The organism is Serratia sp. BNK-10 (assembly GCF_047456065.1).
GTDB lineage: Bacteria > Pseudomonadota > Gammaproteobacteria > Enterobacterales > Enterobacteriaceae > Serratia > Serratia ureilytica.
The window spans coordinates 1,351,170-1,375,954 of sequence record NZ_CP179894.1; the positions used below are offsets into that span (position 1 = coordinate 1,351,170).

Here is a 24,785-nt window from a genome sequence, read left to right on the forward strand (position 1 = left end):
ACATCAGGTGGTTTCTATGCAAATAGATAAACAGGCGAAAACCACCGCTGACAATAAAACTCCTGTTCGTTTGGACTATGTAGACTCGATACGAGGGATTGCGGCGATAAGTGTAGTTATTGCCCATTTTCTGGTGCCGATTTACGGTTACGATAAGTATATTTTTTCCCATGTTTTTGATATCGGTAAAATAGGTGTCGTATTATTTTTTATTATCAGCGGGTTTATCATTCCCTTTAGTTTTCGTCGTGAAAACGGCGGTGTTCAAGCCTTCTTCATCTCGCGCTTTTTCAGGCTTTACCCTGGATATTGGTTCTCGTTGTTTTTGTATCTTGTTGTTTCTTATTGCTTTGGTGAGCAGTTCCCCTTGCGGCAAATTTTGGCCAACATCACCATGTTTCAAACGGCTTTACACGTGAAAGATATTGTCGGCGTATATTGGACGCTGTTTATTGAACTGGTCTTTTACATCATGTGTGTATTTGCCTTCATTCTGGGGTTACTCAACAAGGTAAGATTCAATTTTATTTCTGCGCTTGTCATGTTAGGTGTTGCTCTGGCGATGGGAGTTGCCAGGCATAAACTGGATGCTGCGTTTCCTGTCGCTCTGCCGCTTGCATTGTCACTCATGATGTTTGGCGGTTTATGGCGTTCATATTTGTTGGAAGGCGATCTATTCGCTAAAAAACAGGCGATTTACTATATCGCGATTTTTGCTTGCGTCATTCCGCTAGTCAGTTTCTATTCCTATGGTTCGGAGCCCGGGCATACGATGAGATATACTTTGACGTATTATTTCAGCATGCTGCTGTTCATCCTGTTGACAACGCGGCTAAAAATTCATAACAAATTCATGGTGCTCATGGGTGTTATTAGCTACTCTATTTATCTGATTCATCCTAGCCTGTTGATTGTATTCGAACATCTGACAGCTAATTTCGATAATGGCGCTCGCTATTTTTGGGGGAGCGTCGGGGCGACTTTAACTTTGCCGGTTTCATATTTGGTATACAAATATATCGAGTTGCCATCGATCCACTTTGGCAGAAGAGTTAAGTCCAGCTTGGTCAAAGCGATGCCTCTCTGAGCATGTTTGCTGCAATTACCTGATTCATTTCTACAGGTATTATCTATGGGCATCTTCATCACCATCGATGAAGATGCCTTTTTTTATGCCTGTTTCCCGCCTTCATCACCGCGCTCCAACTTTTCAACGCTCATGTAATATCTTTATTCTTCAATGAGATAGTTTTTATCTTTATATCACTTATGCTCCTATCCCCCATCCCTCCGCGGCGACTAACCGGCATTGCACGTCTGAAAAAATCCTCTCTATTTAGTATGGTTTTTCTCTGTCTAACTTAGGTTTGAGCCACCACTGAAGCGATCTTTATATGAAAATGGCAATATCATTGCCATTTTATTCGAAGTTTAAACAAATCATCTTATTAACCATCGCCTTACCGTTAGATGTGCTGCCTTTAATTGACATAACAATAATCTCATTGCGTTCCTTGACAGATCCGGTCATCAGATACTTTACTCAGTAAATAACTATAGGCGCGTTTAGGAGAGTTATTTAGCTGGAATTGATTTTATTGCTATTAATTTGATGTTGAGTTTACAGGCAAGACCAAACTTCTTTAAATTCAGCAGCTAAGCTTATGTTGCTGAACATCGAAAGTTGTGTGGAACGTTCTTTTTACCTTATCTCACTTAGATTAGGAGTTTTTTATGGCTTCTCTAGCATCTCAGCAGCAGGCGGCGGCGATCTACTATTCGGTTTTGGGACGTACTCCGTCTCTGACCGAGATCAACACCTATGGGCAGCAGCTCGAGGGTGGCACACAAACCGCAGCGCAACTGGCACAGTTCTTCATCAGCTCTTCCGGCGGGAATGCGCTCTATTCTGGGAAAACCGACTCGGAAATTCTGCAGATTATCTATACCCGTGAGTATGGCTCTGCCGCCACATCTCAACAACTGACTGATTTCCTGAATGGCAACACCCTGAGTTCGGCGGTTTCCAATGTCGTCAGCGGGTTGCTGAACTACAGCGGTAGCGACGCCACGATATTGGCTCAACAGACCGCATTCCAAAACACGGTTAACACGTTGCTATATCCTTCGACGGCCTCCGCTGCCTTAGGGCAGGGTGCATCGGATATTCAAGCTATTTTGCATGTTATTGGTTCGACCGTGACTGCCGATGCCGTCAACTATTTTGGCGCTAAAATCAATGCCGGGATGACGATCACTCAGGCCGCGGCCGCCAACATTGCGGGGCGTTCTTACCTGACTTCGCTGAGTGACGACGCATTTATCGCTCGTCTGTTCCAATTTGGTTACGAGCGTGCGCCATCCTCTGCCGAATCTGCCAGCTTCCTGTCATTGCTGCAGGGGGGCGCGACTCGTGCCGATCTGGTGGTTGATATTATCCAGGCATTGCGTGGCACCGTCGCGGCCGGCGATCTGACGGCGCAGCAACATTTCAATAGCGCTACGACCGTGTACCAACCAGGCCATCTCCCAGGATTGGCGTTCCAGGAACAAATCGCGGCTGTCTACCTGGGCGTTCCGGAACGCGGCGTTGATGCATCCGGTTTAGACACCTGGAGTAAAGCGTTAGCCGCCGGCATGTCATATAACTCATTGATCGGTAACCTGGTTAGTTCTTCCGAGTTCCAACGTAAGGGCGGGCAGTTAACCGGCACTGATTTTATCCAGCATGTTTTCACCGCGGTGCACGGCGTTGCCGCCACGACGGCCCAACTGGCTATTTACAGCGCATTGGGCTCAGACAAAGGGATCATTACCCAAGCGATTATTAATGATCTGCGCTCTTCGACCGCAACGGATGCGGCAACCGTAACTCAACAGCATGCTTTCGAATTCGATATCGGCACCAGCTTGTTGTATAAAACTAATGCCAATCTGTCTGTTACGGCGGGGGGCGGCAACGGCACCGGCACCGTCAATACCGGCGCCAGCCATGCGTTGAGCAATGCGGAGACCGCGGTGTTGACCAACGTGGTGTTGAACGCCAACGCCGCCAGCCTGGTCAACCTGAAGTTCGCCGATCACTTGGCCAACCTGACCATCAACGGCACCAGCGCGGCAACGGTGAATCTGTCTGACAACGGCGCCAGTTCTGGGGTTGCTGTCACCGTCAACAACGGCAACGTGATCCTGAATGCCAGCTCCGGCGCAGATAACGTGGTCGTCACTTCGACGGCAAACATCGCGACAGGTACCGCGCAGTTTAACCTCGGCGCCGGCAACGACAGCCTGCACTGGGCGGGTAACGCCGTCGCCGGCGCGGCGAACACCGTCGCCAATACCGTCAAGGCTGACGGTGGCGCAGGGACGGACTCCATCTCCGCCAACTTCATCACCAAAACCGTGGTGACCAACCAGAACGCCCTGGGCGTTCGTACCAGCACCGTAACCAGTAACGCCAACAACTTCTCGAACTTCGAGCAGATTGATCTGACCGGTTATATCGGCAAGTCTGTCGGTACGCTGATTACGACACCGCTGGTTGGTTCACCGACTACCACTACCGTCACAACACCGACCAACACCTTCGACTTTGGCCTGACCAACGGCACGTCCACGGTGGAAGGCACCACGGGAGGCACTGTCACCCAGAACGCGGCGGCGACCAACCTGGGTGCGCAAGGGTTTGTGATCTCCGGCCTGGCTAACGTCAACGTCATCAACGCCGCCGGCGGCAACGCCGCGCAGCTGGAAGTGAAAGGGGACGCGACCTCCGCCAGTACGCTGAACTTCACCTTCGTGCAGAATGCCACCGATCACTTCAACATCAACTTTGATGCGGTGAGCTCTGCCAACGTGAATGCCGGCGCCATCAGCCTGAACAGCAGCAGCAGCGCTCTGTTGGGGACGGCATTGACGACGGTGAACGTGGCTTCCGGCGGGACCGGTGCGTTCAGCAATATTCTGTCTCTGGCAGGCACCAACGCGCAGGTTCAGAATATTAACGTGACCGGCGACCATGCGTTGAACCTGACCGTGGGCGCGGGCTACAGCAACGTGCGCGACATCAATGCCTCTGCCAATACCGGTGGTTTGAACCTGGATTCAAGCCATGCGGGTACCGGTGACGGTATTATCGTGCAACTGCTGAAAGCCTTGCCGTTGAGTGCGGCTACCACGGCGCTGCTGACTCCGCTGCTGAACACGCTGGGTCTGAACGGTTACCAATTGACGGTGGAAGGGACGTCGACGACCGACAGCTTCAACGTGCTGGGTAACACCACGCTGACTGGCGGTAACGGAGCGAATACTTACGATCTGAAATCCAGTAACTCGCAGGCGGGGGTCACCATCACCGACTTCAGCACCGCGAAAGACAAGATCGTCGATGCCGCTTCCGGCCTGACCTTGTCCAATACCGGCACTGCGGTATCAGACTACGGTACTCGCGCTGCAGATACGCTGGATGCGCTGTTGGGATCGTTGGTTGGCGGTCTGACCACCGGCGTCGTCGGCCTGTTGGGCGGCATCCTGGGGCTGAGCAATCCAAACTCGCTGACCGGGAAAGTGGGTGTGGCCTCTGTGGTGTTCAGCGGGACAGGTAACAATGCTGACTCCTATGTGATTATTGACAATAACAATAACCACACGCTGGATGCCAACGATACTGTCATTTACCTGACTGGCCAGAACCATCAGCAATTGGTGGATACTCTGCACTACGCCTAAGGGTAAAGTTGCAATAACAAATAATTCCATGTGGAACTATTTGGGGTTAAATAATGCGGGGGCGTAATCCCCCGCATGTTTAATTTTGTGAGCGGCGTCATCCTCTCTAAGTTATTCCATTTCGTTCTCTTCCCTCCCTGCTTTTATTTTCTCATATCGCATTGTTTTGTTGGGCTTTTGTCAGGCGCGTTGACCGGCTTTTTTTTTATGACCCACCTTGCCGGTTTTCACTTTCTCTACCTATAGTTAACGAAAGTATCTGCAGTCTCGGGCATTTCTTTGGGGTGAGCCTTCTCGGGATAATTCTTTTTTTAGGAATTTCTTTAGGTAGGGGGTCAATGCGGATTGGACTGACAGTGCACATGATGTAAGGGCAGAACGTGAATCAATTTATCCCGCGCAACGAAATTGCGGATGTTATACGTACACGCAGCAAAGTCTTCTGGACCGTTGGTATATTTACTGCGTTTATTAACCTGTTAATGCTGGTTCCTTCCATTTACATGCTCCAGGTTTACGACCGGGTGCTGCCTTCGCGCAATGAAATCACGCTGTTAATGCTGACGCTGATCATGCTGGGGATGTTCGGCATGATGTCCTTGCTGGAATACGTGCGCAGCATGGTGGTGATCCGCATCGGCAGCCAGCTGGACATGCGCCTCAATACGCGCATTTATACGGCGGCTTACGAGGCGAATTTAAAGAACGGCTCGTCCGATGCCGGCCAGATGCTGAGCGATCTGACCAACGTGCGCCAATTCCTGACCGGTAGTGCGCTGTTTGCCTTCTTCGATGCGCCCTGGTTCCCGATCTATCTGCTGGTGATTTTCCTGTTTAACCCTTGGTTGGGGTTGTTCGCCCTGGTAGGCTCCTTGCTGTTGATCGCCCTGGCGGTGATCAACGAAGTGGTGTCGAAGAAGCCGCTGGCGGATGCCAGCCGGCTTTCAATCATGTCAGGCAATCTGGCCAGCACGAATTTGCGCAATGCCGAAGTGATCGAAGCACTGGGGATGCTGCCTAACCTGAAGGGACGCTGGTTCGGTTTACACCAGCGCTTCCTGAATAGTCAGCGTATCGCCAGCGAGCGGGCATCGCGGGTGACATCGATCACCAAGTTTGTGCGTTTGTCGCTCCAGTCGCTGGTTTTGGGGCTGGGGGGCTGGCTGGCGATCGATGGGCACATCACGCCGGGCATGATGATCGCCGGTTCCATCTTGATGGGGCGCACGCTGGCGCCGATCGAGCAAGTGATTAACGTATGGAAAAGCTGGAGCTCCGCCAAGCTGGCTTATCAGCGTCTGGTGCGCCTGCTGGAACAGCATCCGCCTCGCGGTACCGGAATGTCGCTGCCGCGTCCGGAAGGGGTGGTTTCCGTTGAAGGGGTGACCGCTACGCCGCCGGGCTCGAAGGGGAGCGCGGTATTGCATAACGTCAGTTTCGCCGTTCAGCCGGGAGACGTGCTGGGGATTATTGGGCCAAGCGCCTCCGGCAAATCGACGCTGGCGCGTCTATTGGTCGGCATCTGGCCGGTGAGTGAAGGCATCGTGCGACTGGACAATGCCGACATCTACCAGTGGAACAAGGACGAGTTGGGGCCCTATATCGGTTATCTGCCGCAGGATATTGAACTGTTCGCCGGCAGCATCGCGGAGAACATCGCCCGCTTCAACGAGCTGGACTCGGAGAAAGTGATTGAGGCCGCCAAGTTGGCCGGCGTGCATGAGCTGATTCTGCGCTTCCCCAATGGCTATGATTCGGTGATCGGCAGCGGTGGCGCCGGGTTGTCCGGCGGCCAGAAACAGCGTATCGGTTTGGCGCGTGCGCTGTATGGCGATCCGTCTCTTATCGTGCTGGATGAACCCAACTCCAATCTGGACGATGCCGGTGAGCGGGCGTTGAACCAGGCCATTACGTTCCTTAAACAGCGCAATAAAACGGTGATCCTGATTACTCACCGCACCAATCTGCTGGCGATGACCAACAAGCTGTTGCTGCTGGTTAACGGGAACGTCAATGCATTTGGCCCAACGCAGCAGGTATTGCAGGCCTTGGCGAATGCGCAAAAAGCGCAGGTGCCTCCGCAGGCGGTGCGTGCGGTGAACTCCGAGCCGGATGAAGGCGATATCCCTAAAACTCAAACTAATTAAGCCGTGAACTCGCCTGGCGGCGCCGTTGCGTCGCCGGCAGTCAAAGGAGTTGGTATGTCTACGCATATTGGCGAGCCGCATGACTCGTACTCAGAACAGATCCCGTTGGATGAGCGTCGTTATACCCGCCTGGGGTGGTTGGCGCTGGGAGTGGGCGTGTTCGGCTTCTTGGCCTGGGCGGCGTTTGCGCCTCTGGATAAAGGGGTGGCGTCGCCGGGCTCGGTAACCGTTTCCGGCAATCGTAAAACGGTGCAGGCTCCGGCCAGTGGCATCATCAAAAATATCGCGGTGAAAGACGGCGATAAGGTGAAAGCCGGCGAGGTGCTGGTGCAACTGAGCCAGGTGCAGGCGCAAGCTCAGGTCGATTCGCTGCGCGATCAGTACTACACCACCTTGGCTACCGAAGGGCGCCTGCTTGCTGAACGGGATGGGCTGGGCCATGTCACGTTTTCCCCGATCTTCGCCAAGATCAAGGATCAGCCGCGTGTCGCGGAGATTATTGCGCTGCAAACGCAGCTGTTCGCTTCCCGCCGCCAAGGGCTGCAAAGTGAAATAGACGGCTATAAGCAGTCGATGGACGGGATCCGCTTCCAGTTGAAAGGCCTGCAGGATTCGCGTGCCAATAAACAGATCCAGCTTTCCAGTTTGCGCGAACAGATGAACAGCATGAAGCAGTTGGCCGCGGATGGATACCTGCCGCGCAACCGCTACCTGGAAATTCAACGCCAGTTCGCCGAGGTGAACAGCAGTATCGACGAAACCGTCGGGCGGATTGGCCAATTGCAAAAGCAACTGCAGGAATCTCAGCAACGCATCGATCAGCGCTTTGCTGATTATCAGCGCGAGGTCAGAACGCAGCTGGCGCAAACCCAAATGGACGCCAGCGAGTTCCGCAACAAGCTGCAAATGGCCGATTTCGATCTGGGCAACACTGCCATCACCTCACCGGTGGACGGCACCGTGGTCGGATTGAATATCTTCACTCAGGGGGGCGTCGTGGGAGCGGGTGACCACCTGATGGACGTTGTGCCCAGCCAGGCGACTTTGGTGGTGGATTCTCGCCTCAAAGTCGACCTGATCGATAAGGTGTACAACGGGTTGCCGGTGGATCTGATGTTTACCGCCTTCAACCAAAACAAAACCCCGAAAATTCCGGGAACGGTCACGTTGGTTTCCGCCGACCGTCTGGTCGACAAAACCAATGGCGAACCCTACTACCAGATGCAGGTCACGGTCTCGCCGGAGGGCATGAAAATGCTCAGTGGCGAGGACATCAAGCCGGGGATGCCGGTGGAGGTGTTCGTGAAAACGGGGTCGCGCTCGCTGCTGAGCTATCTGTTTAAACCTATTTTGGATCGCGCTCATACTTCATTAACCGAGGAATAATTTTGATTCATTCAAAACGACAGGCTGCCGGTCTGGTTATCGGCACCCTTTTGTTTGCGATGTCTGCGCCGGTTTATTCGATAGGGATTTTAGACGCATATTCGCTGGCATTAGAAAAGGACCCGACCTTCCGGGCGGCTATAAAAGAGAAAGAAGCGGGGGATGAAAACGAAAACATCGGCAGGGCGGGGCTGCTGCCGAAGGTATCGCTGAATTACCAGAATTCGCCGCGTAACTGGCAAACCCAGAAATATCCGCAAAGCGACTTCTTTGGCAACATTACGGAAGCGACGCGGCGCCAGCAGTACCGCAGCTACTCCAGCTCGGTGACGCTGACGCAGCCGCTGTTCGATTATGAGGCCTATGCGCGTTATAAAGGCGGCGTGGCGCAGACGATGATGTCGGATGAGCGCTATCGCGGCAAACTGCTCGATCTGGCGGTGAGGGTGATCAGCGCGTATGTCGAAGTGGCCTATGCCAAAGATCAAATCGCCTTGGCCGAGGCGCAGAAAGCAGCCTATAAAGAACAGTTGGCGTTGAACGATCGTCTGATGAGCGCGGGTGAGGGGACCCTGACCGACGTCTCCGAAACGCAGGCGCGCTACAGCCTGGCAGAGGCGCAGGTGATAGAAGCGCGCGACGCGCTGGACGCTGCGCAGCGTGAGCTGGAGGTGATCATCGGCGTGCCGTTGAATCAATTGGATGAGCTGCAGAGCTTACGGCCAGGGCAATTCAAGGTGGCGCCGCTGATCCCGTCGAAGTTTGAAGAGTGGCAAAAGATCGCCCTGGAAAACAACCCAGTGCTGGCCGCCTCGCGCCATGGCGTCGATGCGGCGAAATACGAAGTGGAGAGAAACCGCGCCGGCTTTATGCCGAACGTGCAACTTTACGCTTCGCATTCGGAAAACGACTCCAGCAGCGATAACACGGTTAACCAGAAATATCGTACCGACAGCATCGGCGTGCAGGTGAGCCTGCCGATTTACTCCGGCGGCGGCGTGGCGGCCTCCACCCGGCAGGCCGCGGCGCGGTACGGCCAGGCGATGGCCGAAATGGACACGCAAGTCGGCACGACGCTGAACGATCTGCGCAAGCAGTTCAATCTGTGCATCAGCAGTCGTGCCAAACTGGCGGCCTACGAATTGGCGGTGAAGTCGGCGACTACGCAGGTGACGGCGACCCGGCAGAGCGTGTTGGCGGGGCAGCGCGTCAACGTCGATGTGCTCAACGCCGAACAGCAGCTCTACAGCGCCCAACGTGACTTGGCCTCCGCCAAATACACCTATATCAAGTCTTGGATTACCCTGTTGAGCGATTCCGGCACCTTGGACGAGAAGGATGTGCTGCGCGTCGCGCAGTATTTTGCCCGTAATCGCTAGAGGTTATTCCACTATAAGCATGACTCTGAAAGAGCAGCGTTAAGCTGCTCTTTTTCAATTTCATGCGTGTATTTCTCAGGTTGTGTTTACTTGTTTTTTATTTGATTCATAAAGAATGTCTGCTTGGGCTTGGGCTTGGGCTTGGGCTTGGGCTTGGACTTGGAATGCAGTCATGCTCCTGAGAGGGTATCGAATTCTGCCGAAAGATAACGAGAAGCCACCCAAGCGCGATGCCACGTTCACCCCCAGGAAAAGGTGATGCTGCAGTTAACCCTTCATCGCTCAAGAGGCGCACATACCGTTTTCTCTTCATGCGTGAACCATTGAGCTGTATTATGCGTTTTGTCATCAATGGATGGTTTGCGTGAACGTCTCATGAAACAAACGGTCTTCTTATAGAACGAGTAACTATGCTTCGATGCTATCGAAGCGTAAGGGGTTGATATGGCAATTTTAGTTACCGGTGGCGCTGGTTACATCGGATCGCACACCGTGCTATCGCTTCTGGAGCGTGGCGAGGACGTTGTGGTGCTGGATAATTTGTCCAACTCATCTGCGGAGTCATTGCAGCGCGTGGAGAAACTGACGGGGAAAGCCGCGGTGTTCTATCAAGGCGATGTTCAGGATGCTGAATGCCTGCATCGTATCTTCGGCGCGCATGATATCACTGCCGTGATCCACTTCGCCGGCCTCAAGGCTGTTGGAGAGTCAACGCGCAAACCGCTTGAGTATTATCAGAATAACGTCACCGGCACGCTGGTACTGTTGGATGCTATGCGCCGTGCCGGCGTACATGATTTCATCTTCAGTTCCTCCGCCACTGTCTATGGTGCCAATTCGCCGGTGCCTTATGTTGAAACGACACCGATCGGCGGCACGACCAGCCCTTATGGCACGTCTAAGCTGATGGTGGAGCAGATCCTGCAGGATTTCGCTAAGGCTGAACCGCAGTTTTCGATTATTGCCTTGCGTTACTTCAACCCGGTCGGCGCTCATGAATCGGGTTTGATCGGCGAAGATCCTAACGGTATTCCCAATAACCTGCTGCCTTATATTTCGCAAGTGGCTATCGGCAAACTGGAGAAGTTGGGTATTTTCGGTGGTGACTATCCAACAAAAGACGGCACGGGCGAGCGCGACTATATTCACGTTATGGACTTGGCCGACGGTCATCTCAAAGCGATGGATCATCTGGCGAAGATCAGCGGATTTAAGGCTTATAACCTGGGGGCCGGTGTAGGGCACTCGGTGTTGGCGATGGTTCAGGCATTTGAAAAAGCTTCCGGCGTAACGATCCCTTACCAAATCTTGCCTCGCCGCGACGGCGATCTGCCTGCTTTCTGGGCGAACGCGGATCTGGCATATCAAGAGCTAGGATGGAAAGTACGTCGGAATATTGATGACATGATGCGCGACACTTGGAACTGGCAGAAGAAAAATCCGCAAGGGTATAAGTAAGAAAACTGATATAAAGTTAAGCAACGAAAAAGCCCACATCTCGATGTGGGCTTTTTCGTTGTTGGTCATGAAGATACCGGGGAGTACTTTTCTTGTAATTAATAATCATTCTCAATTAACCAGTGTTTTTATTAGCGTGCTTATTAAATTTTGCTTTTTTTGGCCACTCTTACCCTGCGGTAGCAAAAACGGCACCTGGCGTCAGGAGGTTTTTAGGACAAGTTTGAAAGCATGAATGGTTTATTTTTTATTGTTATTCAGTGTGTTAGGATTTTTCTTGGTGGCTGGCGGTTACTGCATAGACAAATGACGTTTTGTCTATGTGGCGTTAATGTATTAACTTCCCACATGGGTGTATAATTCAGCCCGAAGAAAATAGAGGTCTCTTGGTTGCATAACCGAGGACGGCGATAACGTCGAAATGTTATCGCGATAATTTTGACATGTTGCATTAATGAAACTGAAGTCGTTGGGAGCCCCCACAGATATGCTGAAAGCTGTCATTCCCGTTGCCGGTCTTGGTACCCGCATGTTACCGGCCACTAAGGCGATTCCTAAGGAAATGCTACCGGTTGTCGACAAACCTCTTATCCAATACATCGTAAATGAATGCGTCGCCGCCGGTATTAAAGAGATTATTCTGGTTACGCACTCGTCAAAAAATGCTATTGAAAACCATTTTGACACCTCGTTTGAATTGGAAAGCATGCTGGAGTCACGCGTTAAGCGCCAACTGCTGGAAGAAGTTCAGTCTATCTGTCCGAAAGGCGTGACCCTGATGCATGTGCGGCAGGGGCAATCCAAAGGGTTGGGCCATGCGGTACTCTGTGCCAGACCCCTGATCGGTGATGCGCCGTTTGCCGTGTTGCTGCCGGATGTGCTGATGGACGACATCGCCTCTGATCTGACGAAAGATAACCTCGCCAGCATGATCGCTGAATTTGAAGCGCACGGTCGCAGCCAGATCATGGTAGAACCTGTGCCAGAAAAAGACGTGTCCAAATACGGCGTGGTTGATTGTCGCGGCGTGGCCGTGGCGCCAGGCCAAAGCGTGCCGATGCATGCGATCGTCGAAAAACCCTCGCAGGAAGAGGCTCCTTCAAATTTGGCTGTCGTTGGCCGCTATGTTTTGGCTGCTGATATCTGGCCGCTGCTGGAAAAAACGCCTTATGGCGCTGGCGGTGAGATCCAGCTTACCGATGCTATCGCCATGCTGATGGAGCAAAAACCGGTTGAGGCTTTCGCCATGGTTGGGCGTTCGCATGACTGCGGTGATAAATTAGGTTATATGAAGGCCTTTGTTGAGTATGGTCTTCGTCATCCGACGCAGGGTGAAGCATTTTCTGAGTGGTTAAAGGGGATGTTGCAGGCTTAAGCGTCTGCTAGACCTGACGAATCCAGCCGATTCCTAAAGTAAAATGAATTGGCTGGATGTAGCTTGAGGGCAGGTTACACGCGCTCATCGCGCTGTGTAGCGAACTGGGTGCAGGAAGTTTTCCCGGTTATGAAGTAAAATCAACAGGTTGTTTTAAGTGTGCTCTGGTTGCCGCAATGCCAGGGGCGGTAGCGTGGTTGCGATTAGTTCAGCAACGCATTCTACCCGTCATGCCATCTGGCTACGCTGGACCTGAAGACGTACGGCCATGTTTCATCTGTCAGGGAATTTCAATCTTAAATCGAGTTTTTATATGAAGTATAGCTTAGGTTATCTTTGGGATTTGGCTTCGGTCATCACAGAGAAAGAATTAAAAGTAAGATATAAAAGCAGCTTCTTTGGCTATTTATGGTCAATTGCTAATCCATTACTCTTTGCTATGATCTATTATTTTATTTTTAAATTGGTCATGCGGGTTCAAATACCAAACTATACCATTTTCATTATTACAGGCCTGTTCCCTTGGCAGTGGTTTGCCAGCTCAACGACTAACTCCTTGTATTCGTTTATCGCAAACGCACAGATCATCAAAAAAACCGTATTTCCGCGTTCGGTCATTCCTTTTAGTAATGTCCTGATGGAGTGTCTGCATTTCCTCTGCACGATTCCGGTCATTATCTTCTTTCTCTATGTCTATGACATGCGTCCATCAATTGATTGGCTTTGGGGGGTTCCGCTTATCGGCATTGCGCAGATGATGATGACCTTCGGGATCGCGATGATGTTATCGACGCTGAACCTTTTCTTCCGCGATCTGGAACGTTTCATCACGCTGGGTATCATGCTGATGTTCTACTGCACGCCGATTTTGTACTCCGGTGATATGATTCCTGAACAATATCGCTTCCTGATTGATTTTAATCCACTGGCTAACATGATACTGAGCTGGCGTGATCTTTTTATGAATGGCGTAATTGATTATCACCAGATAGGCATGCTTTACGGATATGCGTTGCTGTTCATTATCATTGGTGTCAGCATTTTCAATAAGTTGAAGTACAGATTTGCAGAGATATTATAATGAGCGTAGCTATAGAATTTAAAAATGTGACTAAGCGCTATCCATTATACCATCATATTGGATCTGGCATTAAAGAGCTGATTTTTAACCCGCGTCGTGCACTAAGTTTACTGAGTGGTCGTAGCTATCTGGCGATTGAAGATATCAGTTTCCAGGTTAAAAAAGGCGAATCGGTTGCGCTTATTGGCCGAAACGGTGCGGGGAAGAGTACGTCGCTTGGTTTGGTCGCCGGTGTGATGAAACCGTCATCCGGTTCTGTTCATGTAGTTGGCCGTGTGGCTTCGATGCTGGAGTTAGGCGGTGGGTTTCACCCCGAGCTGACTGGCCGTGAGAATATTCGACTGAATGCGACGCTGTTAGGCCTTCGTCGTAAGGAGTTGAAGCAGCGTTTGGATAAAATCATCGAGTTCTCCGAGCTGGGTGAATTTATTGACGAGCCCATCCGAGTTTACTCCAGCGGTATGTTGGCGAAGCTGGGTTTCTCTGTCATTACGCAGGTTGATCCAGATATTCTGATTATCGATGAGGTTTTGGCAGTCGGGGACATCTCGTTTCAACGCAAATGTCTCGAAACTATTAATGAGTTCAAGAAGAAAGGGGTGACAATTCTTTTTGTTAGCCATAATCTTCGTGATATCGAAAAAATTTGCGATAGAGTCATCTGGATAGAAAACCATAAGATGAAAGTTATGGGTGAGGCTCATACTGTTATAGCGCAATATAAAGAAGCAATGAGTTGAAATTCATAACCGTGATTGCCAGGTAGTGCAAATGCAGAATATTAAAATATATACGTGTCATCACAAGCCTAGCGCTTTTCTCGACTCAAAGTGGATACAACCAATTCATGTCGGTAAGGCTAATAGTCTTACCGAGATTGGATGCCTTGGTGATGATACGGGTGATAATATATCGTTCAAAAACCCATTCTATTGTGAGTTGACTGCGCATTATTGGGTATGGAAAAATGCAGAGCCAGCCGACTATGTTGGGTTTATGCACTACCGGCGTCATCTAAATTTCTCTAACGATCAGCAGGCCCCGGAGGACCGATGGGGCGTGGTGAGTGCTGAGAAGGTAAGTCGAGAATACCAAGATAAATTTGGTTTGAATGATGAAACGATTCCTCTTTGTCTCGAAGGCGTCGACATTATTTTGCCTAAAAAATGGGATGTTGGTGCTGCAGGTAGCAAAAATAATTATCAGCATTATAAAATCTCTAACCACTTGCATATCGAAGACTATGATGCCGCATTGACCGTATTGGGAGAGCTTTATCCCGAATATATCACTGCCGCAGAAAAATTTAACCAAGCCTCAGATGGTTATTATACGAATATGTTCGTGATGAGAAAGGACATCTTTGAGGACTATTCAATCTGGCTCTTTTCTATTTTAGATAAGTTGGAAGAGAGGCTGAGGTTTAAAAACTACAGCGATCAGGAAAAGCGAGTTGTCGGCCACATTGCAGAACGGTTACTTAACATTTATGTTGGTCACAAGCGAGAAGTTGGCACCTTAAATATTAAAGAGCTGCAGAGAACCTTTATTCAGAATGAAACCTTCTCGGCGACGCTGGAACCTGCATTCTCTGATAATAATGTACCGGTTGTCATTTGCTTCGATGATAATTATGCGATTAGCGGGGCTGCATTAGTCAACTCTATCATTAAGCATGCTAATCCTCTTTTGAATTATGATTTGGTGGTGCTTGAGAACGGAGTGTCTCAGGCGAATAAGCAACGTTTCTTCTCTCTGCTTGCTGAGCATGACAATATCAATCTCCGCTTCTTTGATGTTAACGCTTTTTCAGAGATAAAGAATGCGTTTACGCGTGCACATTTCAGTGCTGCAACCTATGCGCGTTTGTTTATTCCTCGGCTGTTTGCTGAGTATGAAAAAGTGATCTTTATTGACTCGGATACTGTAGTCGAGAATGATTTAGCAGAGTTACTCGATATCCCGTTGGCCGATAACTTGGTTGCGGCGGTAAAAGATATCGTGATGGAAGGGTTTGTTTTGCTTGGTGCCATGTCACAATCCAGTGACGGAGTGATGCCGGCGAAGGAGTACCTTTCTTCTTCATTGGGTTTAATCAATCCAGATGAATATTTCCAAGCGGGAATATTGGTATTTAACATTGTTCAGATGAATAAAGAGAATACCTTTTCCAGCCTGATGGAGGCGATGCAGGGTAAGCAATACTGGTTCCTCGATCAGGATATTATGAATAAAGTTTTCCATGGCCGCGTACATTATTTGCCGTTGGAATGGAATGTCTATCATGGTAACGGTAATACAGAGACATTTTTCCCCAATTTGCCATTTTCAACCTACATGCATTTCCTTGAGGCGCGTCGTAATCCGAAGATGATTCACTTCGCTGGTGAGAATAAACCGTGGAATACGCGTTACGTTGATTTCTTCGATAATTATCACAAGAATATACTGAATACGCCCTGGGCTCCGGAGCTTTATGCCCGCTTGCAAGGCGAGAGGAAGGATTCGTCACCCGCACGTAAGAAGAGTGGGGCACCGATATTGAAACGCTCCATAATGTTTATTCTTAATCGTGTAGCGCCGAAAGGGACAACGCGGCGTAATGCAATGACCAAATACTACTACAAATTTAGACAGCTAATTCGCGGATCATAAGATGATGAACAGTAAGAAAATTTTAATCGTTGGAGCAGGCTTTTCCGGTGCGGTGATCGGGAGAAAATTGGCTGAGCAAGGCCATCAAATTCATATTATCGATCGCCGTACTCATATCGCTGGCAACTGCTACGATGCTCGGGATGAAAAGACGGACGTGATGGTGCATACCTATGGTCCGCATATTTTCCATACCGACAACGAGCAAGTCTGGAACTTTGTGAATCAGTACGCCACAATGATGCCTTATGTTAACCGCGTAAAAGCGACGGTAAACGGCCAGGTTTTCTCGCTGCCGATCAATTTGCACACCATCAACCAGTTCTTCAAAAAAACCTGTTCACCAACGGAAGCGAAAGCCTTGATCGCCGAGAAAGGCGATTCCAGTATCACCGATCCGCAATCGTTCGAAGAACAGGCGCTGCGCTTTGTCGGCAAAGAACTGTATGAAGCCTTTTTCAAAGGTTACACCATCAAGCAATGGGGCATGTCCCCGGCACAGTTGCCGGCTTCGATTCTGAAGCGTCTGCCTATTCGTTTTAATTATGATGATAACTATTTCAATCATAAGTTCCAGGGGATGCCGAAAGACGGTTATACCAAAATGGTGGAAGGTATTCTGGATCACCCGAATATCTCGGTGACGTTGGATACCCAGTTCCAAATGCAGGATCGTGAGGGCTACGATCATGTGTTTTACAGCGGTCCGCTGGATGCGTTCTATGACTTCCAGTTTGGGCGCCTCGGCTACCGTACGCTGGACTTTGAGAAATTTACCGTGGAAGGGGATTATCAAGGCTGTGCGGTGATGAACTATTGTGAACAGTCGGTACCTTATACTCGCATCACCGAGCATAAGTACTTCTCCCCTTGGGAACAGCACGAAGGGTCGGTTTGCTATAAAGAGTACAGCCGCGCTTGCGAAGAAAATGATATCCCTTATTACCCGATTCGTCAGGTCGGTGAAATGGCATTATTGGAAAAATACGTCGATTTGGCCGAAAAAGAACATGACATTACCTTCATTGGCCGCCTGGGTACGTATCGCTACCTGGATATGGACGTGACCATTGCCGAAGCACTGAAAACGGCTGAAACCTATCTGGCCAGTCTGGAGCAAGAAAACGCTATGCCAGTATTCACGGTCAGCATCAGATGAGATGTTCGGCGTTAATTGTTACATTCAATCGCCTGGAAAAATTGAAACAATGTTGGGCGGCAACCTCTGCGTTGCCGTTTGATGACATTGTCATTGTCGATAACGCGTCGACCGACGAAACGCAGTCGTGGCTACACAGTATCGAAGATAGCCGTTTGCACGCCATACGCGCTGCGCAAAACGACGGCGGCGCAGGCGGGTTCAGGCTCGGAAGTGAATATATTGCGAGTAAGATAGACACCGACTGGGTGTTTATGTTCGATGATGACGCTTATCCCGATCGCACATTGTTGACACGTTTCGCTGAATTGGCGCAACGGTTCGACTATGAGGCCTACTGTTGCCGAGTCCTGGATAGACAAGGGACGTTATGCAAAATGAACGTACCTTTCAGCAAGATGCCTACGTCGTTGGTAAACACGTTGGGTTATATCGCCAGACCCGAACGTTACATCCCCGCAGAGCTTAAGCCTGCGGATGTCGTGACTTTCTCATTTGTTGGTGCAATAATACGCAAAGACGTTTTAGCCGCTAACATTGAGTACATTTGGCCAGAACTTTTTATTTATTATGATGATCTTTACTTCTCTTACAGGTTGAGTCAACAAGGGTATCGGTTCCGGTACTCACCAGAGTTGGTATTTCTGCACGATGTGCCTGCTGGCCAGGGGGGGATAAACCCGCCCTGGAAAGTCTACTATCTGGTCAGAAACCTGCTCCTCTCAAGGATGCTTTTCAAAAAACATGAAAGACCTTACTCACTCGGAGCTATCGTGTTACGTATTGCAAAATATTTACTTTCTTTTACCTCTCAAGGCAAAAAAGGTGAATATATTAAATACGTAGTGCGCGGTATTGTTGACGGTATATCACGTAAAAATGGTAAACAACATTAGCCGGTAAGAGTTAAATGAAAAAGATTTGTTATTTTATCAACTCAGATTGGTACTTTGAACTGCATTGGGTTGAAAGAGCGCTGGCGGCTCAGGCTGCTGGCTATGAAATCCACGTTGTTAGCCACTTTGTGGGAGACGACATTCAGCAAAAGTTGGCAGATAAAGGTTTTATCTGCCACGATTCATCAGTATCTGAGCTGTCCATCAACCCGTTCAACTTCTTTGGTTCATTGGCCAAGGTATGGTCGTTGCTCAAAAAAATTGACCCAGACGTACTGCATTGCATCACTATCAAACCTTGTTTGATGGGGGGGTTCTTTGCGCGTTTTTACAACAAACCGATTATTCTGGGCTTTGTCGGGCTTGGGCGTGTCTTTATGGAAGACAAATTGTCAATGAACGTCATTCGTTATCTGACGTTACATTCGTACAATCATATCTTTAAGAACAAAAAATGCTTGCTGGCCTTTGAGCACGAACACGACCGCGATCGACTTCTTGCGCTGACTGAAGCGAAAAAAAGCCAAACGGTTGTTATCGATGGTGCCGGCATTAACCCCGATATTTATCACTACTCGCTAGAAATCAACCGCGAAAAACCGGTCGTCTTGTTCGCCAGCCGATTGCTCTGGAGCAAAGGATTGGGCGATCTGGTCGAGGTGAAAAAGCGCTTGGCGCAGAAAGGCGTGGATTTTGTGTTGAATGTGGCGGGAATTTCCATTGTTGACGATCCGGATGCGATTCCGCTGTCGCAAATAGAAGAATGGCACCAGCAGGGGCTCATCAATTGGTTGGGTCGTTGCAGCGACGTTTACAGCCTGATTGAGGCCTCTAACGTAGTCGCTCTGCCTTCTACGTATTCAGAAGGCATTCCGCGTATTTTGCTGGAAGCGTCTTCGGTTGGGCGTGCTTGCATCGCTTATGACGTGGGTGGTTGCCAAAGTCTGATTATTGATGAGTACACCGGCAGCCTGGTGGAGATGCGCAATATCGAGGTTCTGGCAGAGAAGTTGGAGCAGTTGCTTACCAGTCCAAGCAAGCGCGTTGAGATGGGCGTGCGCAGCCGTGAGCGTATCGAGAGCAAATTCGCCTCATCATTGGTTATTGATGACACGTTAAAGCTCTATCAGCGTGCGATCGCAGCCGGAAGTTATTGAGCGTCGTGTGAGCGTTGGGTTTTTCGGTAAAAGGACAGTGGAAAATCCAAATTTGTAAGCAAGAGTCATGGCTGTAACCTAAACGGCTGTTATTGTCGCGATTGTGTAATTTTTGATGGTTCGTAATCTGTTGCAAAGCCTATCGCACCAATCACTACCCACCCGGCTCAATCCTGAGTTAACATGTGTGCCACATCACAAAACCTGCTGGCCGACGTTGCCAGCAGGGTCATCCTCAGACAGGAGTTCCTAAATGTCCAAGCAACAAATCGGCGTTGTCGGCATGGCGGTAATGGGCCGCAACCTCGCGCTGAACATCGAGAGCCGTGGTTACACCGTTTCCATTTTCAACCGTTCTGGCGACAAGACTGACGAAGTAATCGCTGAGAATCCGGGCAAAAACCTGGCGCCGTATTACACCGTTGAAGAGTTTGTCGAATCGCTGGAAAAACCGCGCCGCATCCTGCTGATGGTGAAAGCGGGCGAAGCGACGGATAAAACCATTGCCTCGCTGACTCCGCATCTGGACAAGGGCGATATCCTGATCGATGGCGGCAACACCTACTATCAGGACACCATCCGTCGTAACCGCGAACTGTCCGACCAGGGCTTCAATTTCATCGGCACCGGCGTTTCCGGCGGTGAAGAGGGGGCGCTGAAAGGGCCTTCCATCATGCCTGGCGGCCAGAAAGAAGCTTACGAGCTGGTGGCGCCGATCCTGGAGAAAATCGCTGCGGTTGCGGAAGGCGAGCCTTGCGTGACTTACATCGGCGCTGACGGTGCAGGCCACTATGTGAAGATGGTGCACAACGGCATCGAATACGGCGACATGCAGCTGATTGCCGAAGCCTATTCTCTGCTGAAGCAGGCGCTGAACCTGAGCAACGAGCAACTGGCCGAAACCTTCGCCGAGTGGAACAAGGGGGAGCTGAACAGCTACCTGATCGACATCACCAAAGACATCTTCACCAAGAAAGACGAAGAAGGTAAATACCTGGTCGATGTGATCCTGGACGAAGCCGCCAACAAAGGCACCGGCAAGTGGACCAGCCAGAGCTCGCTGGATCTGGGCGAACCGCTGTCGCTGATCACCGAATCGGTGTTCGCGCGCTACCTGTCCTCGCTGAAAGATCAGCGCGTTGCCGCGTCTAAAGTGCTGACCGGGCCGAAAGTGGCACCGTTCACCGGCGACAAAGCCGAGTTCATCGAGAAAGTGCGTCGTGCGCTTTATCTGGGCAAGATCGTATCCTACGCGCAGGGCTTCTCTCAGCTGAAAGCCGCGTCCAAAGAAAACAACTGGGATCTGCACTACGGCGAAATCGCCAAGATCTTCCGCGCCGGCTGTATCATCCGTGCCCAGTTCCTGCAGAAGATCACCGACGCTTACGCGGCGGACGCCGATATCGCCAACCTGCTGCTGGCGCCATACTTCAAGCAAATCGCCGACGAGTACCAACAGGCGCTGCGTGATGTTGTGGCCTATGCCGTGCAGAACGGTATCCCTACGCCAACCTTCTCCGCCGCGATCGCCTACTACGATAGCTACCGTTCAGCGGTGCTGCCGGCTAACCTGATCCAGGCGCAGCGCGACTACTTCGGCGCTCATACTTACAAGCGTACGGATAAAGAAGGTGTATTCCACACCGAATGGTTAGACTAACCTACTGTAATCATTAAATATTTTAAACCACCATGCTACTGGCATGGTGGTTTTCTTGGCTTTAATTAATTATTCCTACTAGCCGTTTCTGCATTAATTGTTACTACTTCATTTGGCGTCATTCCCTCTGTCTTCAATATTGCGAAATTATCAAGACAGCATATATATGCTGACTCTTTACGACACTATTAGATAGAGAGAAAGGTTCATATTAAGGTTTTTATGAAAAAAATAACCTATCTTGAAGGTTTACGGGGTATATGCTGCTTTATTGTTATTATTGATCACTGCGTCAGTATCTATAAACCAGATATTAGATATACATCGTTTAGCGATATTGGAGGAATGCTGAGGCGGTTAATTGCATGGACACCATTAAATATAGTTTACAGTGGAATTGCACCTGTTTGCATTTTTTTCATTCTAAGCGGTTTTGTTCTTTCGATTAAGTTCAATAAAACCCACGAGGGTAGTGCCATATTCAATGGCGTTGTAAAGAGATACCCAAGGCTGGTTCTTCCTATTTTAGCCTCTATGCTGATGAGTGCATTGCTATATTATATATTGAAGTATACAACTGGCCATGTGATTGAACTCGGTTTTATTCCAGCGATTCTTGAAGCGGTGTATTTCGCGCCTTTCCAACATGTGCCTTTGCATAATTATGCTCTTTGGACTATATCTTTCGAGTTTTATGGATCTTTTATTGTTTTTGGTCTGCTTGCGTTCTTCGGTATGCACCGTAGGCGACTAATATTTTATGCATTGGTCTTCTCTTTCCTTTATGCATGGGGCTCCTTTTATTGTCTCTTCGTCTTTGGAATGATTTTAAACGATTTATATATCGACAATAAATTCAAAATCCATGGGGTGCTGCGTGCACTTATGTTTTTGATCGGCATTGTGCTGGCAACTTCGCCGTATGAACGGGATGGCGTGTATTTATATGGAGGCATCTATAAATACATTGAATACATTTCCGTTGGCTCATATCGAGATACTTATCAAATGCTTATGTTGACAGGAAGTATGCTGATTTTTATGTCGATTTTAGGCAGTAGTTTGAGTGAAAAGTTGCTCGAAAACAAGCTGGCGCAGTTTTTGGGACGTATCTCTTTCCCGTTATATGTCGTACATGTCTGTATACTTAATATTATTGCTGCAATAGCGAAGAGTTATTATGGTGACATACACATGTCTACGTTCATAATGCTATTGTTAGTTACCGTATCAGTGTGCCTGTTGCTTTCTTACTATTTTGAAAAGTATATTGACTTGCCATCAATTAAAATGGCAAATGTATTCGCTAAAAAAATAGCATGATTTTCGCAACCATCAAATATATGGCTGACATTTTTAAGTGGATTCAATGAATGAATAAGGATGCTATGATCGACGTTAATAGTAATACTTCCGCAGCAAGCGAAAGTGTTAAGATTTCGATAATAATCCCGGTATACAATGCTCAGAATTCCATTGTCGCAACCCTGGATTCTATTTTACGTGCGATTAAGAGTACACATGAAATCATCCTCGTCGATGATTGCTCTACTGATAATACTATCTCGGTGATCGAGGGTTATCTTGCTCAGAGAGGAAATATCAAGCTCATTAGGCAAGAGAAAAATCAGGGGCCGGGTGTTGCCAGAGATGTAGGCTTGGCGTCAGCGAGCGGTGAGTATACGATCTTCTTCGACAGCGATGACTTTATGCTGCCTAATGTGGCCGATAATGCCATCGCCAAGCTTGAAAAAGAAAAACTGGACGTTGCCGTAACTCAGTACAATATCGTTTATGGCAAAGCCAAAGAAAGTATTGGCATGTGGGAAGGCGATGAGAAGTTGTTTGAGGAAGTGCGAGTAAAATATGGTGATATCCTTTCTCTGCAAAAGCTACCCGATTTCCTGACGCTAACAAACTATCCTTGGAATAAAATCTGTAGAACACGGTTTTTAAAGGATAATGACATAAAGTTTGGCAGTTTACGTTTACATGAAGATATTTTTCCGCACTGGAAAATATTGATGAATGCAGAGAGAGTTGCCATTCTGAACGATGCAATATGTAATTATATGCTTTGTCCTGAAGGCAGTAATGTGACTAATAATAAAAGTCAGTTACGTATGCAGTGCGTAGATGCTATTGCTGAGTTATATGACTATATTAAGTCAGATAAGCGCTATGATGTTTATACAACGAGTTTCTTCTTGTTTAGCGTAAATCTGATTGATTGGGCAAAAGAAAATATAGTTATTGACTTCAAATCAGCACTAGTCTCCAAAGTGAGAGACGTTTTCCTGCAGAGCAGTTACAGTGATCTGCAAAAGGTTTTCCACACAAATAAATATATTCATTCTAAAGTGTGTGAGTATTTAGTTAATAAAAAGGTTTTTTGAGATGACTGCAAAATTATCTATCATTGTCACGTCCTATAACATCGAAAAATACATTGGCGAATGTTTGGACAATGTTCTAGCTCAAACGCTAGAAGATATTGAAATCATTGTAGTGGATGATGGTTCTAAAGATAGCACGCCGAAAATTATCGAGTCTTATGCCGAGAAAGATAAGCGTATCATTCCTATTTTGATGAAAGAGAACTCACCTGGCGGGGTTGCTACCGTTGCTAATATTGGCATGGAAGCCGCTACGGGCGAATTTATTGGTTTTGCCGATGGTGACGATCTTTACGATCCGACAATGTTCGAGAAGCTTTATAACATTGCAGTGGCTGAAAATGCCGATGTCGCGATGTGTAACTTCCTCGAGTTTGAGACAGAAACCGGCATCGAGAATGCGCCGTATGAACCTGCCTGGGCAACATTAGCGAACAAACCCGTTTGGGATATTCGCAGCGTTGAGAACAAGAAGAAAGTTCTCGAATTGTTGCCTGTGCCATGGCGTAAAATTTACAAGCGGAAGCTCATTACCGACAATAATCTGAAATTCCCTGTTGGGAAATACTTCTTCGAAGATAATGGGTTCCATTGGTTTGTCACGTTAACGTCAGATAAAGTCTGCTTTATCGATGAAGTGCTCTGCTATCACCGCCGTAACCGTGCTGGCCAGACGATGATGGCCGGCGGGGATCGGTTACTCGGTGTTTTCCTGCAGCACCAGGTTATTTTTGACTATCTTGAAAAGTCAAAAATGCTGGCGCAATACCGCGAGTATTCACTCAACTGGCTGGTTGGCCATATTGCTTGGGTAAGCCAGGTTCTTACGCCTACGTTTTCCACAGAGTTCTACGAAACACTGTTGCCGCACGTAAAACGCTATCAGAAAGGTGAGATCCAGTCTTACTTGTCCACGCGCTTCTATGACAGAAAAACGGTTGGTCTCGTTATTGCACTGATGAAAGAAAGCAGTGCAGATTTCTCAAAAGTCATGAATGGTTGGGTAGCGAAAACGAAGGCTGAAAAATTACGCTTCAACTACGATAAACTGGGGCCTGGTGGGTTGCTGAATATGCTGGTGCGTATAGGCAAGCACAAGTTTATCGAACGCGGACTACATCGTAAGAGTACGCGGGCTTTGTTGATTGAAAATAATGCAAGATTGGACTCCATTCATTGGCGTTTGTCAGAGTTAGAGAGAATGATCGAGTCTGGGTTTATTCTGCAAGAGCAGAGAATTGCGGAAATAAAAAAGCAGGTTGAAGAGATTAAATAATCAGAAATAGGCCTTATGCGGTAGCATAAGGC

General features: G+C 48.8%; 17 protein-coding genes. All 17 read left to right on the plus strand.

Annotation, left to right across the window (positions count from 1 at the left end; translation table 11 throughout):
- The first annotated feature begins 16 nt into the window (after nt 1–16).
- The 17 genes from ACMGG9_RS06570 to ACMGG9_RS06650 all read left to right on the plus strand — a co-directional run bounded on the left by ACMGG9_RS06570 (nt 17) and on the right by ACMGG9_RS06650 (nt 24,753).
- Complete coding sequence (locus ACMGG9_RS06570) at nt 17–1,087, plus strand: acyltransferase family protein (protein WP_033650613.1); 1,071 nt, start codon at nt 17–19, stop codon at nt 1,085–1,087.
- Nucleotides 1,088–1,734: 647 nt separating this feature from the next.
- Nucleotides 1,735–4,728: a beta strand repeat-containing protein gene (locus tag ACMGG9_RS06575; protein ID WP_033650614.1), complete on the plus strand. Its 2,994-nt coding sequence runs from the start codon at nt 1,735–1,737 to the stop codon at nt 4,726–4,728.
- A 380-nt stretch (nt 4,729–5,108) separates the two neighbouring features.
- Entirely contained in the window at nt 5,109–6,875 is a 1,767-nt protein-coding gene (locus ACMGG9_RS06580) for a type I secretion system permease/ATPase (protein ID WP_033650615.1), read from the plus strand.
- 54 nt (nt 6,876–6,929) lie between these two features.
- The gene (locus tag ACMGG9_RS06585) at nt 6,930–8,261 is read left to right on the plus strand and encodes an HlyD family type I secretion periplasmic adaptor subunit (protein WP_033650616.1); all 1,332 of its coding nucleotides are present in this window, start codon (nt 6,930–6,932) and stop codon (nt 8,259–8,261) included.
- A gap of 2 nt (nt 8,262–8,263) precedes the next feature.
- A complete protein-coding gene (locus tag ACMGG9_RS06590; protein ID WP_033650617.1) occupies nt 8,264–9,640 on the plus strand; it encodes a TolC family outer membrane protein in 1,377 nt (458 codons plus the stop codon).
- A 444-nt stretch (nt 9,641–10,084) separates the two neighbouring features.
- Nucleotides 10,085–11,098 carry a UDP-glucose 4-epimerase GalE gene (gene galE / locus ACMGG9_RS06595; RefSeq protein WP_033650618.1) on the plus strand — a complete coding sequence of 338 codons (1,014 nt, stop codon included), beginning with the start codon at nt 10,085–10,087 and terminating at the stop codon, nt 11,096–11,098.
- A 487-nt stretch (nt 11,099–11,585) separates the two neighbouring features.
- Nucleotides 11,586–12,473 (plus strand): UTP--glucose-1-phosphate uridylyltransferase GalU, encoded by an 888-nt coding sequence (gene galU / locus ACMGG9_RS06600; RefSeq protein WP_033650619.1) that lies wholly within the window; start codon nt 11,586–11,588, stop codon nt 12,471–12,473.
- Nucleotides 12,474–12,786: 313 nt separating this feature from the next.
- On the plus strand, nt 12,787–13,554 hold the full coding sequence (locus ACMGG9_RS06605; RefSeq protein ID WP_019454384.1) for an ABC transporter permease: 768 nt from the start codon (nt 12,787–12,789) through the stop codon (nt 13,552–13,554).
- Nucleotides 13,554–14,294 (plus strand): ABC transporter ATP-binding protein, encoded by a 741-nt coding sequence (locus ACMGG9_RS06610; RefSeq protein ID WP_033650620.1) that lies wholly within the window; start codon nt 13,554–13,556, stop codon nt 14,292–14,294. Before ACMGG9_RS06605 ends, ACMGG9_RS06610 begins: the two co-directional genes overlap by 1 nt.
- Nucleotides 14,295–14,325: 31 nt before the next feature.
- The gene (locus tag ACMGG9_RS06615; RefSeq protein WP_042785674.1) at nt 14,326–16,209 is read left to right on the plus strand and encodes a DUF4422 domain-containing protein; all 1,884 of its coding nucleotides are present in this window, start codon (nt 14,326–14,328) and stop codon (nt 16,207–16,209) included.
- A gap of 4 nt (nt 16,210–16,213) precedes the next feature.
- Nucleotides 16,214–17,368, plus strand: coding sequence for a UDP-galactopyranose mutase (gene glf, locus ACMGG9_RS06620; RefSeq protein WP_033650766.1), 1,155 nt, complete (start codon nt 16,214–16,216; stop codon nt 17,366–17,368).
- Nucleotides 17,365–18,264, plus strand: a complete 900-nt coding sequence (locus ACMGG9_RS06625) for a glycosyltransferase (RefSeq protein WP_033650621.1) — start codon at nt 17,365–17,367, stop codon at nt 18,262–18,264. Before glf ends, ACMGG9_RS06625 begins: the two co-directional genes overlap by 4 nt.
- A 14-nt stretch (nt 18,265–18,278) precedes the next feature.
- On the plus strand, nt 18,279–19,421 hold the full coding sequence (locus ACMGG9_RS06630; protein WP_033650622.1) for a glycosyltransferase family 4 protein: 1,143 nt from the start codon (nt 18,279–18,281) through the stop codon (nt 19,419–19,421).
- A gap of 253 nt (nt 19,422–19,674) precedes the next feature.
- Nucleotides 19,675–21,081, plus strand: coding sequence for an NADP-dependent phosphogluconate dehydrogenase (gene gndA / locus ACMGG9_RS06635; RefSeq protein ID WP_042784055.1), 1,407 nt, complete (start codon nt 19,675–19,677; stop codon nt 21,079–21,081).
- Nucleotides 21,082–21,303: 222 nt separating this feature from the next.
- Nucleotides 21,304–22,404: an acyltransferase family protein gene (locus ACMGG9_RS06640; protein ID WP_099817909.1), complete on the plus strand. Its 1,101-nt coding sequence runs from the start codon at nt 21,304–21,306 to the stop codon at nt 22,402–22,404.
- Between the two features lie 50 nt (nt 22,405–22,454).
- The gene (locus ACMGG9_RS06645; RefSeq protein ID WP_080280840.1) at nt 22,455–23,477 is read left to right on the plus strand and encodes a glycosyltransferase family 2 protein; all 1,023 of its coding nucleotides are present in this window, start codon (nt 22,455–22,457) and stop codon (nt 23,475–23,477) included.
- A gap of 1 nt (nt 23,478) precedes the next feature.
- Complete coding sequence (locus ACMGG9_RS06650) at nt 23,479–24,753, plus strand: glycosyltransferase (RefSeq protein ID WP_042784056.1); 1,275 nt, start codon at nt 23,479–23,481, stop codon at nt 24,751–24,753.
- The last annotated feature ends 32 nt before the right edge of the window (nt 24,754–24,785 follow it).

Excerpts from the sequence above, each read along its gene's own strand:
- ACMGG9_RS06570 (WP_033650613.1), top strand. The coding sequence starts at position 17 with ATGCAAATAGATAAACAGGCGAAAACCACCGCTGACAATAAAACTCCT.
- ACMGG9_RS06575 (WP_033650614.1), top strand. The coding sequence starts at position 1,735 with ATGGCTTCTCTAGCATCTCAGCAGCAGGCGGCGGCGATCTACTATTCG.
- ACMGG9_RS06585 (WP_033650616.1), top strand. The coding sequence starts at position 6,930 with ATGTCTACGCATATTGGCGAGCCGCATGACTCGTACTCAGAACAGATC.
- galE (WP_033650618.1), top strand. The coding sequence starts at position 10,085 with ATGGCAATTTTAGTTACCGGTGGCGCTGGTTACATCGGATCGCACACC.
- galU (WP_033650619.1), top strand. The coding sequence starts at position 11,586 with ATGCTGAAAGCTGTCATTCCCGTTGCCGGTCTTGGTACCCGCATGTTA.
- ACMGG9_RS06605 (WP_019454384.1), top strand. The coding sequence starts at position 12,787 with ATGAAGTATAGCTTAGGTTATCTTTGGGATTTGGCTTCGGTCATCACA.
- ACMGG9_RS06610 (WP_033650620.1), top strand. The coding sequence starts at position 13,554 with ATGAGCGTAGCTATAGAATTTAAAAATGTGACTAAGCGCTATCCATTA.
- ACMGG9_RS06615 (WP_042785674.1), top strand. The coding sequence starts at position 14,326 with ATGCAGAATATTAAAATATATACGTGTCATCACAAGCCTAGCGCTTTT.
- glf (WP_033650766.1), top strand. The coding sequence starts at position 16,214 with ATGAACAGTAAGAAAATTTTAATCGTTGGAGCAGGCTTTTCCGGTGCG.
- ACMGG9_RS06625 (WP_033650621.1), top strand. The coding sequence starts at position 17,365 with ATGAGATGTTCGGCGTTAATTGTTACATTCAATCGCCTGGAAAAATTG.
- ACMGG9_RS06630 (WP_033650622.1), top strand. The coding sequence starts at position 18,279 with ATGAAAAAGATTTGTTATTTTATCAACTCAGATTGGTACTTTGAACTG.
- gndA (WP_042784055.1), top strand. The coding sequence starts at position 19,675 with ATGTCCAAGCAACAAATCGGCGTTGTCGGCATGGCGGTAATGGGCCGC.
- ACMGG9_RS06640 (WP_099817909.1), top strand. The coding sequence starts at position 21,304 with ATGAAAAAAATAACCTATCTTGAAGGTTTACGGGGTATATGCTGCTTT.
- ACMGG9_RS06645 (WP_080280840.1), top strand. The coding sequence starts at position 22,455 with ATGAATAAGGATGCTATGATCGACGTTAATAGTAATACTTCCGCAGCA.
- ACMGG9_RS06650 (WP_042784056.1), top strand. The coding sequence starts at position 23,479 with ATGACTGCAAAATTATCTATCATTGTCACGTCCTATAACATCGAAAAA.